A 17349-nucleotide genomic window follows, 5' to 3' on the forward strand; every position below is an offset into this window, starting at 1 on the left:
CCATTAAACCATTTTTAAATGGCAAACTTAAAAGAAATACGTAACAGAATTACTTCGGTACAGTCGACGATGCAAATTACATCGGCGATGAAAATGGTTTCTGCCGCTAAATTAAAAAAGGCGCAAGATGCTATTACGGCGATGCGTCCGTATGCTGAGAAACTTACTGAACTTTTGCAAAACCTTTCAGCAACGCTTGACGGTGATACCGGAGGAGCGTATACTTCGCAACGTGAAGTACAGAAAGTTTTGTTGGTAGCCATTACTTCAAACCGCGGATTGTGTGGTGCTTTTAACACCAACGTTCTTAAAGAAGTAAAAAACAGAACTGATTTTCACGTCGGCAAACAAGTAGATGTTTATGCTATCGGTAAAAAAGCTTCTGATACTTTAAAGAAAACGCATACGGTAATAGGTTTCAACAATGTAATTTTTGACGATTTAACCTATGAAAATGCGGCGCATATTGCCGATGAGATCACCGAAAGATTTTTGAATGGAGATTATGATCACGTTGAGATCATTTACAACCAATTCAAAAATGCAGCGACGCAAATCATCCAAACCGAGCAATATTTACCATTGGCTCCGGTAACCGGTGATGCTTCAGCCGCCGCTGATTATATCTTCGAGCCATCGAAAGAAGAAATTGTGTTGACCTTGATTCCAAAATCATTGAAAACCCAATTGTACAAAGGCATCAGAGATTCATTTGCCGCAGAACACGGAGCGCGTATGACGGCTATGCACAAAGCAACAGACAACGCAACCGAACTCAGAAACCAACTCAAATTAACCTACAACAAAGCGCGTCAAGCGGCTATTACCAACGAAATCCTTGAGATCGTAGGTGGAGCAGAAGCTTTGAACGGATAATTTAAGTTTGAATAAAAATAAAAAAGGCGCCTTTAAAAGCGCCTTTTTTTATGGGTTTAAATGATAGAGTATGAAATCGTAAAACTCTGCTTCATCCTCAAAATAATCTTGGTAAGATGATTTTCCGTAATGCCCGGCATCTGATCTGGTCTTTAGTATAATCGGATTTTTTTGTGCTGCTCGGTTTTGTAGTGAGGCTGCAAATTTATATGAGTGCAAAGGCGGAACGCGGTCATCATTTTCTGAAGTAATGATATAAGTTATCGGATAATTAACGTCTTCTTTGATGTTGTGATAAGGCGAATACGAATACAGCATTTTGAAGTCTTCAGGTTTTTTTGCACTGCCAAATTCATCCAAATGGTAACGCCCAACAGTAAATTGCTCAAACTTGAGCATATCGTAAACCCCTACCTTCGGAACAGCCACTTTGAATAAGTCCGGTCTTTGCGTCATGGCTACACCCACAACCAATCCGCCGTATGAGCCGCCGGTAATAGCAAGTTTTTGTGGCGAAGTATATTTTTCTTTAATCAGAAACTCAGCGGCATCAATAAAATCATTAAACGAATTCATTTTTTTGAGTTTCACTGCATCGGTATGCCATTTTGTTCCTTTTTCGCCACCACCTCTGATTTCGGCAAAACAAAATACGCCGCCCTTTTCTAAAAAACACAGTAAACCCGGTTCAAAGCTTGGTCCGCTAACTACGCCAAAACCGCCATAGGCCTCTAAAAGCGTTGGGTTATTTCCGTCTAAAGCGGTGCCTTTTTTATAGATAATGGTAAGCGGAATATCAACTCCATCACGACTTTTACAAGTAATATTCTTGGTTACAAAATGATCTAAAGGAAATAAAGTTGGCGTCGGCGGCAAATAATCATTGTAGTACTGGTCAATACTTCCGGTAGTTATATTTAATTTAAAATTTTGTGGCGAAATAGTATATGAGTATACACTCACGTAGAGGTTTTTGTATTTGCTGTCATAAAATTTTATAGAGAAAGATGTTCCCTCAGGGGTAAAGAACTTGCGCACAAAATTACCTTGTAAATCATAAACAGCCACATAATATTTACCTAGATTTTTATATTGACAAAATATATAATCATCATAGAAAGAAACCCCTAAAAGCAAATGATTGTATGTTTGTGGAATAATTTGGGTTTCTTCATTCTGTTTATTTAGATCCATCACGCGGACTTCACCCCACTGATAATCTTTTTTAGAGAAATAAATTTTGTCTTTGGTAGTATGATGGTAATCATAATCTTCAAGGCTTTCATAGAATTTTTCGAGTTTGAAATCTTCTTGATTCAAATAGGCAAAGTAAAAGCTCTGCAAACCTGTTCTTTCATTGGTCACCAAGACATATAACTTATCATCTTTTGTAAAATGTCTATAAGTTAGATTCTTATCAGAAGCGTCAAAAACCAATTTGTCGTCACCGGAAGGTGTTCCTAATTTATGGTAATACAAAAAATAGGTCGAATCTCTTTCAAAAGTTTTTTGATTGGTATTTCGTTTATAAAAAATACCAGAATCTCTATTCCAAGCAATGTTTGAAAACTTAACATCCTTAACGATGTCATCAAGTAGCTTGATTTTGTCAAAGTCAACAAACCGGATTTCTTGGCGATCACTTCCGTCAAGACTCACAGCGCAAGCCATATAACGCGAGTTTTTTGAAGGCATATAACCGCTTATTGCAGCAACATTATCGCGATAAATTTTAAATGGATTAAAAAGGTCCACCGGATTTCCGTTGAGTTCTTTTCTATAAAAAAGGACACCTGTGTTTTTCTTGTCTAAAATATACTGTTTGTAATAATAAGCTTCTTTTTTAGCAGGCAAGCTTCCCGATGAAAATGCTTTATATTCTTTTATTTTTCCGAGAATATTATATTTCTTCTTGACATCTTCTAAATATAAATTAGCGGTTTCATTTTGGGCGTTTCGCCAATTTTTCACAGCTTCACTTTCAACATCCTCCAACCACTCATAATCGTCATTATAAGTAATGTTGAATTGTGTGATTTGATGTGGATTTTTCTTTGTTGTTGGATATTTCTGGGCTTGAACAGCGAAGACAACACAAAAAAGGCAAAAGGCGATGATGATGTTTTTCATGTAAGGGTTGGCTTTTGGGTAAATATAATCAAAATCCTTATCCAAAAACAGCTGATAACTTCCAGAAAATTAGCTTGCAGCTCCAACAGTAAAAAACAAAGAAAATGTTACATTTGTTTGATTCCAAAAATCATTTTTCAAGTTGAGTCTTTACAAAAGTCTTTTTAAACAAACCCTGATATACGGACTGGCAACGGTTTTTCCGAGGATTATTAGCTTCATCCTCAACCCGCTGTTTGTGTATTATTTGCCCAACAAAAGTCAGATGGGTGAAGTCTCGGTGATTTTTGCCTATTTGGTTTTTTTTAATGTGGTTTTGTCCTACGGAATGGAAACCGCTTTTTTTCGTTTTTACAATTCAGAGGACAACAAAAACAAAGTCATTTCTACGGCCACGATTTCGCTTTTTTGGTCATCCATTGGATTTTTGGCCTTGGCGTTGGTTTTTAGAAAAAACCTCGGAGCGTGGTCAGGCATCACCACAGAATACATCACTTATACCATTTGGATACTGGCATTAGATGCTTTGGCGATTGTTCCTTTTTCAAAACTACGTGCCGAGAAACGACCTATGCGTTATGCCGCTATTAAAATGGCCAATGTATCCATCAACTTGTTGCTCAACGTTTTCTTTTTGGCATTGCTTCCCAAATGGGCGGTGCAAAACCCCAACGGATTTTTCAGCACCATTTATCTTGAACACTACCAAATAGGCTACATTTTTATTTCCAATTTATTGGCGAGCTTGTTTACCTTACTGGTTTTGATTCCGAATTATACGCGTATTTCTTGGCGTTTTGACTTTGGTTTGTGGAAGCGAATGATGCGTTACGGACTGCCCATTCTCTTTGCCGGAATTGCCTTTGCCATCAACGAGCATTTTGATAAAATTTTGCTGGATTGGTTGCATGTTCCGATGTCTGACATTGGTGCGTATTCGGCCTGTTATAAAATCGGAATGTTTATGGTGTTGTACAGAACCGCTTACACTTTGGGCATTGAGCCTTTTTTCTTTAGCCATGCCAACCATGAAAATGCACAACAAACCTACGCAACCATTACCAAATACTTTGTGATTTTTGGATCGTTCATTAGTTTGTTTGTGATTGTTTTTGCGGATTTATTCAAACATATTTTGGTGCCTAACATCCAGTATTGGGATGCGATGAAGGTTGTTCCGCTCATTGTGCTGGCCAATTTCTTTTTGGGTATTTATACCAACTTATCGGTTTGGTACAAACTGATTGATAAAACCCACATTGGCGCTTATATTTCACTGGTGGGCGCAGCAGTTACTTTGACGCTCAATTATTTGCTCATTCCCACAATGAGTTATTACGGTTCTGCGATTGCCACGATTGCCGCCTACGGAAGCATGATGATTATTTCGTATCAAATGGGCCAAAAAGAATATCCAATTCCGTATGATTTTCCGAAGATTTTCAGTTATCTAGGATTGACCGTGGTTTTCTCGGCGGTGTCGTTTTATGTGCCGATGTTGCGCGAAAACTACGTTATCAAAATACTTTTACTCATCATATTTTTGGGATTTATTTATCGAAACGAAAAAGAAACTTTACTCAGAATAGCCAAACGAAAATAAAATGCAAATTAAAATTGTCAATACATCAGGCCATGATTTACCGGCCTATGAAACAAACGCTTCAGCCGGAATGGACTTGCGCGCCAACTTATCAGAACCGGTCGTGTTAAAACCGCTCGGTCGAGCCATCATCAAAACCGGGCTTTTTATAGAATTACCCGTGGGTTATGAAGCACAAGTGCGTCCACGCAGCGGATTGGCTGCCAAAAAAGGAATCACGGTTTTGAATTCACCCGGAACCGTTGATGCCGATTATCGCGGTGAAATCGGGGTGATTTTAGTAAATTTGTCCGCTGAAGATTTTATCGTCGAAAACGGCGAGCGCATTGCACAATTGGTTATTGCCAAACACGAACGCGCCGAGTGGATGGAAGTAGAAACACTCTCAGAAACATCTCGTGGTGCGGGCGGATTTGGGAGTACAGGAGTGAAATAATTGATTCGGATTTCGTTTTAAGTTCGTTGCTGAACATTCGTTGTTCAAAATTCAGAATACACGCCGAAATAAAAATATAAGCCATGAAGAAATTTGATTTACACGAAAGATTAATCGATTTTGCGGTAATTATTATTGATATTACAGACAATTTAAAATCAACAAAAGCAGGGCATCATTTGTCTGGGCAAATTGTGAGGTCAGGTACTGCGCCATCATTGAATTATAGTGAAGCTCAAAGTGCCGAATCAAGAAATGATTTTGTTCATAAAATGTCTATCGTACTCAAAGAGTTAAGAGAAACACACTCTTGTTTAAAGATTATAAAGCGCGCAAATTTGTATTTGAAAGAAGAAGATAATTTAAATAGAACAATCAAAGAAAATGACGAACTGATTTCAATCTTTGTAAAAAGTATTGAAACATCAAAGAATAGGAATAAATAGTTTTCGAATCATTAGTAATATTGAATATTCAACAATGATAAACGAATTTTGAACTTATAAAAAAGTAAAGATGAAAATAATTGTACCTATGGCAGGGCGCGGATCAAGACTTAGACCGCATACGCTTACTGTTCCAAAACCACTGATCCCGATTGCCGGAAAACCGATTGTTCACCGTTTGGTTGAAGATATTGCCGGTGTAATCAACCAAAAAATTGATGAAATCGCATTTATCATTCACAAAGATTTTGGTGCTCAGGTTGAAAAAGACCTCGTAGCTATTGCCGAAAAACTCGGCTCTAAAGGAACTATCTATTATCAAAATGAAGCTTTAGGTACTGCTCATGCGATTATGTGTGCCAAAGATTCTATGAGCGGACCGATTGTGGTGGCTTATGCTGATACACTTTTTCGCGCAGACTTTACGTTAGACACTTCGGCTGATAGTGTGATTTGGGTGAAGCAAGTGGAAGATCCGAGCGCGTTTGGCGTGGTGCAACTCAACGATCAAAACCAGATTGTTGATTTTGTTGAAAAACCAAAAGAATTTGTTTCTGATTTGGCCATCATCGGTATTTATTATTTCAAATCAGGCGAGACGCTTCGTGCAGAATTACAATATTTACTCGACAACAACATTGTCAAAGGCGGCGAATACCAACTTACCGACGGACTCGAAAACATGAAAGTCAAAGGTTTGAAATTCGTACCCGGAAAAGTCGACGAGTGGATGGATTGCGGCAACAAAAACGTAACCGTTGAAACTAATACGCGCATGCTTGGATTTTTGCATGAAGACGGAGAAAACCTGGTGCATTCATCTGTTAAACTTGAAAACTCGAAAATTATTCCGCCGTGTTTTATTGGCGAAGATGTGGTGCTCATCAACGCGACCGTTGGCCCGAATGTTTCACTGGGTAAAGCATGTCACGTGATCGACAGTACGATACAAAACAGTTTGGTACAAAACCATTCGCACATCAAAAACGCGCAATTAGACAATGCTATGATTGGAAGTCATGCGAGTTTTAACGGAAAATTCACGAGCATCAGCATTGGCGATTATTCAGTTTTAGAATAAGAATTGCATCATTATCATGAAAAGAATCATTTGTTTAACGGCTTTAATCCTGCTTTCAGGAAGGCTTTCGGCACAAACCGAACCCGATTTGATGGCTCCGCCCGAAAACAAATTCCAAGATGCTTTTTATGATGCGCTTTTACAAAAAGGCATCGAAAACTACGACAAAGCCATCGTCTATTTATACAAATGCAAAGATTTACAACCCGAAAATCCGGTGGTTTATTCTGAGTTTGGCAAGAATTATCTGGGTCTGAAAAAATACACAGAAGCGTATGATTCTTTTGAAAAAGCGGCGCAATTAGACCCGAAAAACAGCTGGTATTGGGTTGGAATGTACGATGCTTGTTATGAAGCCAAAGATTACAAACGCGCGATTCCGATTGTGCAAAAGCTCATTCCATTCAAGAAAGATTACCAGGAAGATTTGGTTTCGCTCTATATGAATGCCGGACAGTTTGACTTGGCGCTGGATTTAATCAACGAACTCGATGCCAAAGTCGGGCGAACCGAACAGCGCGATATCTATCGGCGTGATATTTTAAGTCAAGCCAAATATCAAGGTTCAGAGGCCGGACATTTACTTGAGTTGATTGCCAAATATCCTAAAGAAGAATCCAATTATGTGGCGTTGATTTTTTTGTATTCTGACAGCAATCAAGACGACAAAGCCCAGCAAATTGCGCAAAAACTTGAAAAAGAAATTCCGAGTTCTGATTGGGCGCAAGTGAGTTTGTTCAAATTTCAAATCAACAGCAATGATGCTAAATCGGCTGTTGCATCCATGAATAAAATTCTCAAAAGCAGTAAAATTGACAACAAAATAAAGCACCGTGTTTTGAACGAGTTTTTGGTTTTTGCCAAAGACAAACCCGAACTTGATGCTGATTTGTCACAGTCTATTTCTTATTTTGAATCAGATAAAAAAGTGCAACCCGCCAAAGAAATCGGCAAATTTTTTCACGCTAAAAAAGCTTGGGCGCGCGCGGCTAAATTTTATGAGCTCCAGCTTAAAAACCAGCCCGATGATTTAGACACCGCACTTTTATTGCTAGAGATTTATATCAGTACGGCACAATTTGACGTTGTAGCCTCTAAAGCCTCGGCCTTGACAGAGTTTTATCCGTCGCAACCACAGTTGTATTACGATGCGGGTTTGGCTTACAATCAACTCAAGAATTACAAAAAAGCCATGGAGTTTCTGGAAGTAGGTTTAGATTATGTGCTTGATGATGTGACTCTAGAGATGAATTTTAACATTCAACTCGGTGAAGCAGCTGCAGGCCTAGGCGATGCCAAAAAGAAAGAAAAATATTTTTCAAAAGCCGATCAACTGATCAAACAACAAAAAAAATGACCAAATACCTCGGATTAATTTTGCTCGTATTTTTGATGGCATCGTGCAAAACCGCGCAACCTATTTTGACCGAAGGAAAAGCCAAAGACACCTTGAGCTCTGCGGTTATTGTTGACCGACATTATCAAAACGCCAAGTTGTTTTCAACGCTCTACATCAAGTCAGCGGTGCATTATGAAGACGATAAAGACAGTCAAAATATGACCGCTGAAATCAAGATTAAGAAAGACGAAAAAATATTAATCAGCGTTCGGTTTCTAGGGATAACGATGGCCAAGGCGCTCATTACTCCTAATAAGGTCAGCTATTATGAAAAGATGAACAACACCTATTTTGAAGGTGATTTTTCAACCCTGAGTCGTTGGTTAGGAACGCCACTCAATTATGCAAGTTTACAGAATTTGTTCTTGGCACGCGCTTTTGAAGACTTACAAGGCAAAACACTCAACACATCGATTGATTCGGATAAATACTATCGCTTAGAAGATGTGACGAATCCTGATATCACCAAGGTTTACAGTTTTGAATCCGGGAAATGCCGTATCATTAAAGAGCAGTTTGTTCAGAATCAGAAACAGCAATCATTGCAAGTGGTTTATCCGGGTGAAAACGCTTATGGAGTTATGAGTTTGCCTACAGGGATAATCGTTGATGCTTTGCAACCTAGTGGTAAAATTCATATTGACATTGATTTCAATCACTTGACTATTGACGAAGAACTTTCTTTTCCGTATAGTGTCCCCGAGGGTTATAAGCATATAAATATTCACTAGATTTGTCAAAATTTTGCCATATGTCACAACGCATACTTTGTCTGATATTTTTGACCCTGACCACTTTTTCTTGGAGTCAGACCAGCGTGAATCAGCAAGAAAAGCTTGAACAGCGCAAAGCTGAAATTCTCAGAGAAATTAAAGAAAAGGAACGTCAACTTGACGATGTGCGTTCAAAAGAAAAAACGGTTGTAAAACAACTCAAAATTCAAAACGAAAAAATTCAGCTCAACCAAAAACTCATTAAAACCACCGAGAAACAAACCAAGGTGTTGAACAATGATATGTACATCAATCAAATCAACATCAATCGGCTTAAACGAGAACTCGAGCAGCTCAAAGAAGATTACGCTGAGATGATTCTCAAATCATACAAAAGTCGCTCTGAGCAAAGCCGGGCGATGTTTTTGCTATCGTCTAAAAACTTTACCCAAGCCTACAAACGCGCACAATATATGAAGCAATATGCGAGTTTCCGCAGAATGCAAGGCGAAGAAATTCAACACAAATCGTTAGAACTTGAAGATTACAATCAGAAAATTGGCGTTCAAAAAGTTGAAAAAGAAAAGCTCTTAAAAGAAAATCAAAAAGAGCGCGAGCAACTTGAAAAAGAAAGAATCGTGCAACAAGAACTTGAGCGTTCTATTAAAAAAGACAAAAAGCAAATTGTTGCCGAAATCAAACGCAAGCAGCAAGAAACCCGCAATATTGACAACCAAATTCAAAAGTTGATCAAAGCAGCGATTGCGGCGGCCAATAAGAAAACCGCTACAGCAGTAGCCAAAGCCAACCCCAAAACCACTACTGCTGCTGAGACCAAAGCGACTGAAACTTCTACCAAAATAGTACTGACACCCGAAGGACAAACTTTGGCCAATAATTTCAGAGCCAATAAAGGAAGATTGCCTTGGCCGGTTGAGAAAGGATTTGTTTCATTGCCTTATGGTGACCAACCGCATCCGGTATATAAAACCCTTGTGGTGCACAACAGTGGCGTTGAGATTACGACCGATAATGGTGCCAACGCGCGCTCGGTTTTTAGCGGAGAGGTGGTTAGCGTAATGATGCTTTCACCGGTAAATAAAGCCGTCATGATTCAACACGGAGATTTCTTTACTGTATATCAGAATTTAAGCAGCGTTTCGGTAAGCAAAGGCGATAAAGTATCGACCAAACAATCTATTGGCAAAGTCAGAACCAACGGAGATACCGGAAAAACCGTTCTTAAATTCACGATTTCTCAAAACACTACTTACAACAATCCGGCGAGTTGGTTGTCAAATATGTAACTCAATCAACTTAGACAAACAGCGCTTTAAGCTCTGAAGCTTCGTGTGGTTTCATTTTTCCGGCCAAAACCAAACTCAATTGCTTTCTGCGCAGCGCCGCGTCAAAGCGTTCTTTTTCTAGCTCTGTTTCGGGCACAATCTGCGGAACTTCTACCGGACGTCCGGTTTCATCAACCGCTACAAAAGTATAAATGGCCTCGTTGGCTTTGGTTCTAATGCCAGACTCGCGGTCTTCAATCCACACATCAATAAAAATTTCCATCGATGAGGTAAACGCACGCGATACTTTGGCTTCAACCGTGACCACGCTTCCGAGTGGAATAGAACGGTTAAAAGCCACGTGATTCACCGAAGCTGTTACGGTAATTCTGCGCGAATGTCTGCGGGCGGCAATGCTGGCAGCGCGATCCATGCGGGCCAAAAGTTCACCGCCAAAGAGATTGTTTAGTGGATTGGTTTCGCTGGGTAAAACTAAATCAGTTAAAACAGTGAGTGATTCAGAAGGAGTTTTCGGATGCATTTTTTTAGGCAAAGATAATTGGTTAAATAAAAAATCCCGCTTGATAACGGGATTTGATTTTATAAGTTTTTAACCAGTAACCAAGCGTCCGGGTTGCTTTGGTGAATGGTGTCAAGAGCTGCGCGCGCTTCTTCAAGTGTAGCGTAGCTTCCGTATAAAACCGGAAACAATCCGTGCTTGTTGGGCGCAATGCGACGCGCTTTAAACCCTGATTGAATTAAGTTGTTGTAAATGTTCTCTGCATTGGCTTCGTTTCTAAAAGCACCCGCCATGATGTGATAGGCAAACTTTTCTTCGCGAACCGTGAGGGTTACTGCCGGAATCGCATTGTCGATCATAAAAGTTGCTTCTTGAATTTTATTCTGCACCTTTTTCTGAACTTGGGTTTCAACTAAAAGCGTTTGCTCGGCTACATGATCTTGATACAATTTGAATCCGATGCTGCCCGTTGCTGACAAAGCTAAAACCAAGATGGCGGCATATTTTAAATAACCGCGTCCTTTTTTAGATTCAGTAGCCAACTCAATTACCGGTGTTTTATCAGTTTGGACTTCTTTCGCAACAGGTGGTTCTTGATAGAAAACTTCGGCTTGTTGTTGGTATTGTTCGCGTTTGACCGCCGGAGACACAAATGAATTTAATCCAAAAGATTCTTTGAGATAATTGACATTTTCAGAAGGAGTGAACACCAAGTTTTTCTCAGAGTTTAACGATAATTCGCCGATGTTTTTGAGCGCAAATTTTTGGTTGACCTCTAAGATGCTGTTCCAAATCACCACTTCACTTTCAATAGACGCAACCGCAGACTCATAATTGGTTTTTTCAATTTGGGCAATGTGATTCGCCAATAAACCATCGTTGTTTTTTACCTGAGCATTAAAAGAAATAACCTTTTTTGGCGGGTAAAATGAATGCGTGCTTTCATGTAGTTGTGCCGATTGGATTTCGGTCAAAAAAGCACCAAATCCGGGAACGGTTACACACTGGTGACGATATAAAAGTTGGGAAATGTATTGTTCAATCTTCATGTCAACAAAGTTAAATAATGAACGCCGCCAGCAAAATTTTATTCACAATTTTTATTAACAATCCCGATTAAATTTTATATTTTTCAGATTCAATTATTTACTATGCGCCACGAAGATTTATTTTATGTATTAGCCTTGCTAAAAGTAGAAGGTGTGGGCGGTGTTTACGCCAGAAAGCTCCTTGAAAACTATCCTTCACCGTCAGATATCTTTACTGAAAAGCCCAAACATTGGCCCCGTTCTGGGATCAGATTCCCCGCAACAAAAAGCATTGACAAAGATCAGCTTTTTAAAGCTGCTGAAGCAGAACTTTTGTTTATCGAGCAAAATCAAATTACCACAACCTATTTTAAAGATGCTGATTATCCCTCAGCGCTTGAACATTGCACAGACGCTCCGGTATTGTTGTTCTCAAAAGGTCATTTTAATTTCAAGAACCGCAAAATCATCAGCATTGTCGGAACCCGGCAGGCAACCGCGGCAGGCATTGAGTTTTGTCGGCAACTGATTTCTGATTTAGCGCCACTAGATCCGATGATTGTGAGTGGTTATGCCTACGGAATCGATATTGCCGCCCATGTTTCAGCGCTAGAAAACAACCTGACAACCGTTGGTGTCTTGGCCCACGGACTCGACCAAATATATCCGAAAAAGCATCAAAAATATGCACCTCAAATGTTTTACAACGGTGGTTTTCTGACCGAATTTACGAGTGATTCGCAGCCGTTGCGCGAAAACTTTATTCGCCGCAATCGCATTGTTGCCGGGCTGTCTGAAGCTACTATTGTGGTTGAGTCAGCCATGAAAGGTGGTTCGCTGATTACAGCACAAATGGCCAATGATTATGGACGAGAAGTTTTTGCAGTTCCCGGCAGAGTGAATGATACCATGAGTCAAGGATGTCATCAACTCATCAAAACACATCGGGCACAAATTCTGACGTCGGCGGCTGATTTGGTTTATCAACTCAATTGGGATTTGAAGCAAGCCCCCAAAATCAGACAAAAGCAATTGTTTTTTGATTTAGAACCCTCAGAACAAAAAGTCTATGAATTTTTAAAAACCACCGGAAAAGAACAAATCGATTGGATTGCCCGAGGTTGTGAAATTCCAATCTATGAACTCTCAAGTTTGCTTTTACAAATGGAACTCAAAGGTTTGGTTACGCCATTGCCCGGAAAATATTTTGAGGCCATTGTTTAGCCTTTAAAACCAAGTTTTTCACGAACGCGAGACAAAACACCTTGTGCCACAGTTTGTGCTTTGGCCGCACCATTCATGAGTGCCGCTTCAACTTCTTGCGGATTCGCCATAAAATGGTTGTACTTTTCGCGCTGGGTTTTGAATTTTTCAATAATCAGTTCAAACAGCGCTTGCTTGGCGTGACCATAACCAAAATCGCGATTTACATTTAGGTAGCGTTCGCGAATGTGTGTTATTTGATCTGCATTGGCCAAAAGTTGATAAATGGCAAACACTTTACAAGTATCCGGATTTTTGGGTTCTTCAAGCGGCGTGCTGTCGGTTTCAATACTCATGATTTGCTTGCGCAGCGCTTTATCATCTAAGAAAATATTGATGATGTTGCCGCGTGATTTGCTCATTTTATGGCCATCGGTTCCCGGAACATACATTGTTTCTTCAGAAGTTTTCGCTTCAGGCAAGACAAAGGTTTCACCCATTTGATAGTTAAATCTCGAAGCCACATCGCGCGTGATTTCAATATGTTGTAATTGGTCTTTTCCCACCGGAACAAACTCGGCATCATACAACAAAATATCAGCAGCCATCAGCATCGGATAGGTAAACAATCCGGCGTTGACATCTTCTAAACGATCGGCTTTATCTTTAAAAGAATGCGCCAAAGTGAGTCTTTGATACGGAAAAAAACAACTCAAATACCAAGAAAGTTCAGCGGTTTGCGCCACATCACTCTGACGGTAAAAAATAACTTTATCGGTATTGAGTCCGCAGGCCAACCATACAGCAGCTGTACTCAAATTGTTTGCGCTCAAAACGTTTGCGTCTTTAATTTGTGTGGTTGCGTGCATATCGGCAATAAACAAAAAAGACTCGTTTTCTGGGCGCTCAGAGAGTTCGATGGCCGGAAGAATCGCTCCGAGCAAGTTTCCTAAGTGCGGGGTTCCGGTGCTTTGTATCCCGGTGAGTATTTTGGCCATAAGGTGAAATTTTCGGGCAAAGGTAATTGATTTGACAAAAATATAAATCGAATTGTTACTTTTGAAAACATGAAAATCCTCAAAATAACCTTCTGGATTCTGTGGCGCATTTGGTTTTACATCATGATGGCCGTTCCGATTATATTGATGTTGCCTTTTTTATTGGTGTCCATTCTCAAAGAAAAATGGTATCCGTTCTTTTTTGTTTTGGCGAGAATTTGGGCTAAATCAATTTTGTTTACTTGCGGATTTTACCACCGCGTTCAATCGCAAACGCAAATCAACCCACATCAAAGCTATATGTTTGTGGCCAACCACACCTCAATGACCGACATTATGCTGATGCTCGCTGTGGTGCGCAATCCGTTTGTTTTTGTCGGAAAAAAAGAGTTGGCTAAAATTCCGTTGTTTGGGTTTTTCTATAAACGCACTTGTATTTTGGTTGATCGCAGCAGTTCTAAAAGTCGTATGGAGGTTTTTAATCGAGCCCAGAAGCGACTCAATCAAGGTTTGAGCATTTGTATTTTTCCTGAAGGCGGTGTTCCTGCTGATGAATCCATTGTGCTGGATCAGTTCAAAGACGGAGCTTTCCGATTGGCGATTGAACATCAAATTCCTATTTTACCGTTGGTTTTTCACGATAATAAAAAGCGATTTTCTTATACTTTTTTAAGCGGAAGCACTGGTCGAATGCGTGTCACCATTTTGCCCGAAGTGTCTACAAAACCTTTTTCTGCAGAAGACAAGCAAGACATCAAAGTTTTGCGTGAGCAAGTGCGCGAGCAAATTCTTGCCGAACTCAATCGCGCATAAAAAAACCCGAACGAGTCGGGTTGATTCTTAAGCATCCATTTCTTTGATGTGGTCTTTTATTTTTTGCTCGAGTTCATCGGCCAATTCCGGATTGTCTTTGATGAGTGATTTTACTGCATCGCGACCTTGCCCGAGTTTGGTATCCGAATAGCTGAACCAAGAACCTGATTTTTTGATGATTTCAAATTCAACTGCCAAATCCAAAATTTCACCTGTTTTTGAAACACCTTCACCGTACATAATATCAAACTCAGCGGTTTTAAACGGTGGCGCTACTTTGTTCTTGATAACTTTTACTTTGGTGCGGTTACCAATCACGCTTTCGCCTTCTTTGATTTGCGATGAACGACGAATATCCAATCGAACCGAAGCATAGAATTTAAGAGCGTTACCACCGGTAGTTGTTTCAGGGTTTCCGAACATCACACCGATTTTCTCACGCAATTGGTTGATGAAAAACACGGTACAGTTGGTTTTGCTGATGGTTGCGGTGAGTTTTCTGAGCGCTTGCGACATCAATCGGGCGTGTAATCCCATTTTTGAATCGCCCATTTCACCTTCAATTTCACTTTTCGGAGTCAAAGCAGCAACCGAGTCAATCACTACAATATCAATGGCTCCGGAGCGGATTAAGTTTTCGGCAATTTCAAGCGCTTGTTCACCATTATCGGGTTGTGAGATGATGAGGTTTTCAATATCAACACCCAACTTTTCGGCATAATGACGGTCAAAAGCGTGTTCCGCATCAATGAACGCGGCAATTCCACCTGCTTTTTGAGCCTCAGCTATGGCGTGTAAAGTCAGGGTTGTTTTACCCGATGATTCCGGTCCGTATATTTCAATGATACGGCCTTTTGGATAACCATTTACGCCTAAAGCCAAATCAAGCCCGAGTGATCCTGACGAAATAACTTCAACTTCTTCAACGGCGCGATCGCCCATTTTCATGACAGTTCCTTTGCCGTAAGCTTTGTCGAGTTTATCTAAAGTAAGCTGTAAAGCTTTGAGTTTTGCTTCTTTTTCTGAGCTCATTTTTCTGTGGATTATATTAAGTATTAGGCTGGTAAATTTACTTTTTTTTTGACAAGTTGCAACAGACTTTTTGAACAGTTATCAAGAATATTTTAGCGGTTTACAAATCAAAAATGGCGTAATATTTTGGCCCATTTTTCAAATCGCTGCTGATCGCGTAATCGATAAAAAGTTTGTGCCATATCAAGCGCCATTTCTCTTTTTTCTTCACTTTTTTGGCATACTTGCAGACCTTGTTCGTATATTTTTTCGGCTTCTTCTGCTTGATGTAATTGCACGAGCGCAAAGCCTAATTCGCGATATAGGCGATAGTCAGTTGATTCCAAAGGTAAATAACGCATTAAATGAGCAATGCATTTAGGATATTGTTCGGCTGAATTGAACGCTAAAGCTAGCTCAAAAGCCAAGTTTGGAATTGCGCGATTTTGTTTAAAAGCAGACTCAAAGCCATGGATAGCTTCGTGATATTGCCGCTTTTTCATAAATTTTCTAGCCGATTCAATCCAGCTTTCCGAATCATAAGACATCAACTCAATCCAAGCTGGCGCAATAGGCAATTTGAACTTTTTGATTGTTTGAGCATTTAGTAAATGAAGTTTTGGGCTTTTCAGGTCAAGCACGAATCTAATGATGGCATTGTTGTCCGTATTGATTCTTTGCCAATTTTTGCGCGGACTTAGTTTGAGCTCGTCCTCAAAAACAAAGGTGAATCCTTGATGCGGATCAGGATAAACATATCCCAATAAAAATGTTTCTGAAGGTAGATTTTGGGGCAAAACAACCCAATGGTTTACGGCGTTGAAATAGTCTGTATCGAATAGAGTATTGGGTTGTTTACTTTGCCCTAAAATACAGTGCAGATAAAAAAGCGGTAGGATTTTATAGATATTGTTTTGCATGGCGTTGATAATAGAATTCAAACCTAGAAATAATAATGTTTTGCTCATTGAGGATTTTCTTCATCAGTTGTTAAACCAAAATGAACCAGCTTTAAACCATCTAAAAACCCAAATATTTTTATACTTTTGGCGCAAATTTATTTGATGGAAAAAATCATTTCATACCCGATTTCTGCACTCGCCTTTGTAGTGTTTTTTTTGGCATTGATTATTTTTCATCCTATTCAATGGATTTGTCTGAACTTATTTGGTTATCAAGCACATAAAAAAAGTGTAGATTATCTCAACTTTTGCTTGCTCAGAATCGCACATTTGGTGGGAACCACTTTTAAAGTTGAAGGACGTGAACGCATTCCTGAAGGCGTTCCGCTAATTATGGTTGCCAACCACCAAAGTTTGTATGACATCATCGGAATCATTTGGTTTTTGCGCCGATTCCACCCCAAATTCGTCAGTAAAAAAGAACTCGGCAAAGGCATTCCCAGCGTTTCATTTAACCTGCGCCACGGAGGCTCAGTATTGATTGATCGCAAAGATCCCAAACAAGCCTTGCCGGTCATCAAACAAATGGGCGAATATATTCAAACCCACAATCGTTCAGCGGTGATTTTCCCTGAAGGAACACGCTCTCGCAATGGTAAACCAAAAACTTTTGCGCCCAACGGACTCAAGATTTTGTGCAAATATGCTCCATCGGCTTATGTGGTGCCTATTACGATCAACAACTCATGGAAAATGGTCAAGTTCGGATTCTTTCCGCTTGGCTTGGGCAACCATGTCACCTTTACTATTCACGAGCCGATGGCTGTTAGTGCGTTTGATTTTGACACACTTTTCGCCCAAACAGAATCGGCCATTATAAAATCTATTCAACCCTAGGCAAAGC

The 17349-nt window shown here is 39.8% G+C and carries 17 protein-coding genes; 11 read left to right on the top strand and 6 right to left on the bottom strand.

Annotated features, from left to right (window positions below):
* Positions 1–18 precede the first annotated feature (18 nt).
* Positions 19–876: an ATP synthase F1 subunit gamma gene (gene atpG / locus KIH23_RS09580; RefSeq protein ID WP_213213266.1), complete on the top strand. Its 858-nt coding sequence runs from the start codon at positions 19–21 to the stop codon at positions 874–876.
* Between the two features lie 48 nt (positions 877–924).
* Here the strand turns inward: atpG and KIH23_RS09585 are convergent, their stop codons facing one another.
* Entirely contained in the window at positions 925–3006 is a 2082-nt protein-coding gene (locus KIH23_RS09585) for a prolyl oligopeptidase family serine peptidase (protein WP_213213267.1), read from the bottom strand.
* A gap of 142 nt (positions 3007–3148) precedes the next feature.
* On the opposite strand from KIH23_RS09585, the gene KIH23_RS09590 reads away from it, so the two are divergent.
* The 7 genes from KIH23_RS09590 (at position 3149) to KIH23_RS09620 (ending at position 9991) form a co-directional block, all read left to right on the top strand.
* Positions 3149–4609: a lipopolysaccharide biosynthesis protein gene (locus KIH23_RS09590; protein ID WP_213213268.1), complete on the top strand. Its 1461-nt coding sequence runs from the start codon at positions 3149–3151 to the stop codon at positions 4607–4609.
* Position 4610: 1 nt separating this feature from the next.
* Entirely contained in the window at positions 4611–5045 is a 435-nt protein-coding gene (dut, locus tag KIH23_RS09595; protein WP_213213269.1) for a dUTP diphosphatase, read from the top strand.
* 83 nt (positions 5046–5128) lie between these two features.
* The gene (locus tag KIH23_RS09600; RefSeq protein WP_213213270.1) at positions 5129–5491 is read left to right on the top strand and encodes a four helix bundle protein; all 363 of its coding nucleotides are present in this window, start codon (positions 5129–5131) and stop codon (positions 5489–5491) included.
* Positions 5492–5561: 70 nt separating this feature from the next.
* A complete protein-coding gene (locus KIH23_RS09605) occupies positions 5562–6572 on the top strand; it encodes a sugar phosphate nucleotidyltransferase (protein ID WP_213213271.1) in 1011 nt (336 codons plus the stop codon).
* 16 nt (positions 6573–6588) lie between these two features.
* Complete coding sequence (locus KIH23_RS09610) at positions 6589–7929, top strand: tetratricopeptide repeat protein (RefSeq protein ID WP_213213272.1); 1341 nt, start codon at positions 6589–6591, stop codon at positions 7927–7929.
* Positions 7926–8702, top strand: coding sequence for a DUF4292 domain-containing protein (locus KIH23_RS09615; RefSeq protein ID WP_213213273.1), 777 nt, complete (start codon positions 7926–7928; stop codon positions 8700–8702). The genes KIH23_RS09610 and KIH23_RS09615 overlap by 4 nt, the downstream gene beginning before the upstream one ends.
* A 20-nt stretch (positions 8703–8722) precedes the next feature.
* Entirely contained in the window at positions 8723–9991 is a 1269-nt protein-coding gene (locus KIH23_RS09620; protein WP_213213274.1) for a murein hydrolase activator EnvC family protein, read from the top strand.
* 10 nt (positions 9992–10001) lie between these two features.
* Here the strand turns inward: KIH23_RS09620 and KIH23_RS09625 are convergent, their stop codons facing one another.
* Positions 10002–10511: an acyl-CoA thioesterase gene (locus KIH23_RS09625; RefSeq protein WP_213213275.1), complete on the bottom strand. Its 510-nt coding sequence runs from the start codon at positions 10509–10511 to the stop codon at positions 10002–10004.
* A gap of 59 nt (positions 10512–10570) precedes the next feature.
* Positions 10571–11539, bottom strand: coding sequence for an SPOR domain-containing protein (locus tag KIH23_RS09630; protein ID WP_213213276.1), 969 nt, complete (start codon positions 11537–11539; stop codon positions 10571–10573).
* A 102-nt stretch (positions 11540–11641) separates the two neighbouring features.
* On the opposite strand from KIH23_RS09630, the gene dprA reads away from it, so the two are divergent.
* Entirely contained in the window at positions 11642–12742 is a 1101-nt protein-coding gene (dprA, locus tag KIH23_RS09635) for a DNA-processing protein DprA (protein ID WP_213213277.1), read from the top strand.
* Here dprA and trpS read toward each other — a convergent pair.
* Positions 12739–13719, bottom strand: a complete 981-nt coding sequence (trpS, locus tag KIH23_RS09640; protein WP_213213278.1) for a tryptophan--tRNA ligase — start codon at positions 13717–13719, stop codon at positions 12739–12741. The two genes, dprA and trpS, sit on opposite strands and share 4 nt — an antisense overlap.
* 69 nt (positions 13720–13788) lie before the next feature.
* Here trpS and KIH23_RS09645 point away from each other — a divergent pair, with 69 nt between their 5' ends.
* A complete protein-coding gene (locus KIH23_RS09645; protein ID WP_213213279.1) occupies positions 13789–14532 on the top strand; it encodes a lysophospholipid acyltransferase family protein in 744 nt (247 codons plus the stop codon).
* Positions 14533–14559: 27 nt separating this feature from the next.
* Here KIH23_RS09645 and recA read toward each other — a convergent pair whose 3' ends face one another.
* Both recA and KIH23_RS09655 read right to left on the bottom strand, forming a co-directional pair.
* Positions 14560–15564 (bottom strand): recombinase RecA, encoded by a 1005-nt coding sequence (recA, locus tag KIH23_RS09650; RefSeq protein ID WP_213213280.1) that lies wholly within the window; start codon positions 15562–15564, stop codon positions 14560–14562.
* A gap of 107 nt (positions 15565–15671) precedes the next feature.
* Positions 15672–16511 (bottom strand): tetratricopeptide repeat protein, encoded by an 840-nt coding sequence (locus KIH23_RS09655; protein WP_213213281.1) that lies wholly within the window; start codon positions 16509–16511, stop codon positions 15672–15674.
* A 96-nt stretch (positions 16512–16607) separates the two neighbouring features.
* Here KIH23_RS09655 and KIH23_RS09660 point away from each other — a divergent pair, with 96 nt between their 5' ends.
* Positions 16608–17342 carry a lysophospholipid acyltransferase family protein gene (locus KIH23_RS09660; RefSeq protein WP_213213282.1) on the top strand — a complete coding sequence of 245 codons (735 nt, stop codon included), beginning with the start codon at positions 16608–16610 and terminating at the stop codon, positions 17340–17342.
* Positions 17343–17349: the final 7 nt, after the last annotated feature.

It is taken from the genome of Flavobacterium sp. CYK-55, from assembly GCF_018413465.1.
Classification (GTDB): Bacteria; Bacteroidota; Bacteroidia; order Flavobacteriales; family Flavobacteriaceae; genus Flavobacterium.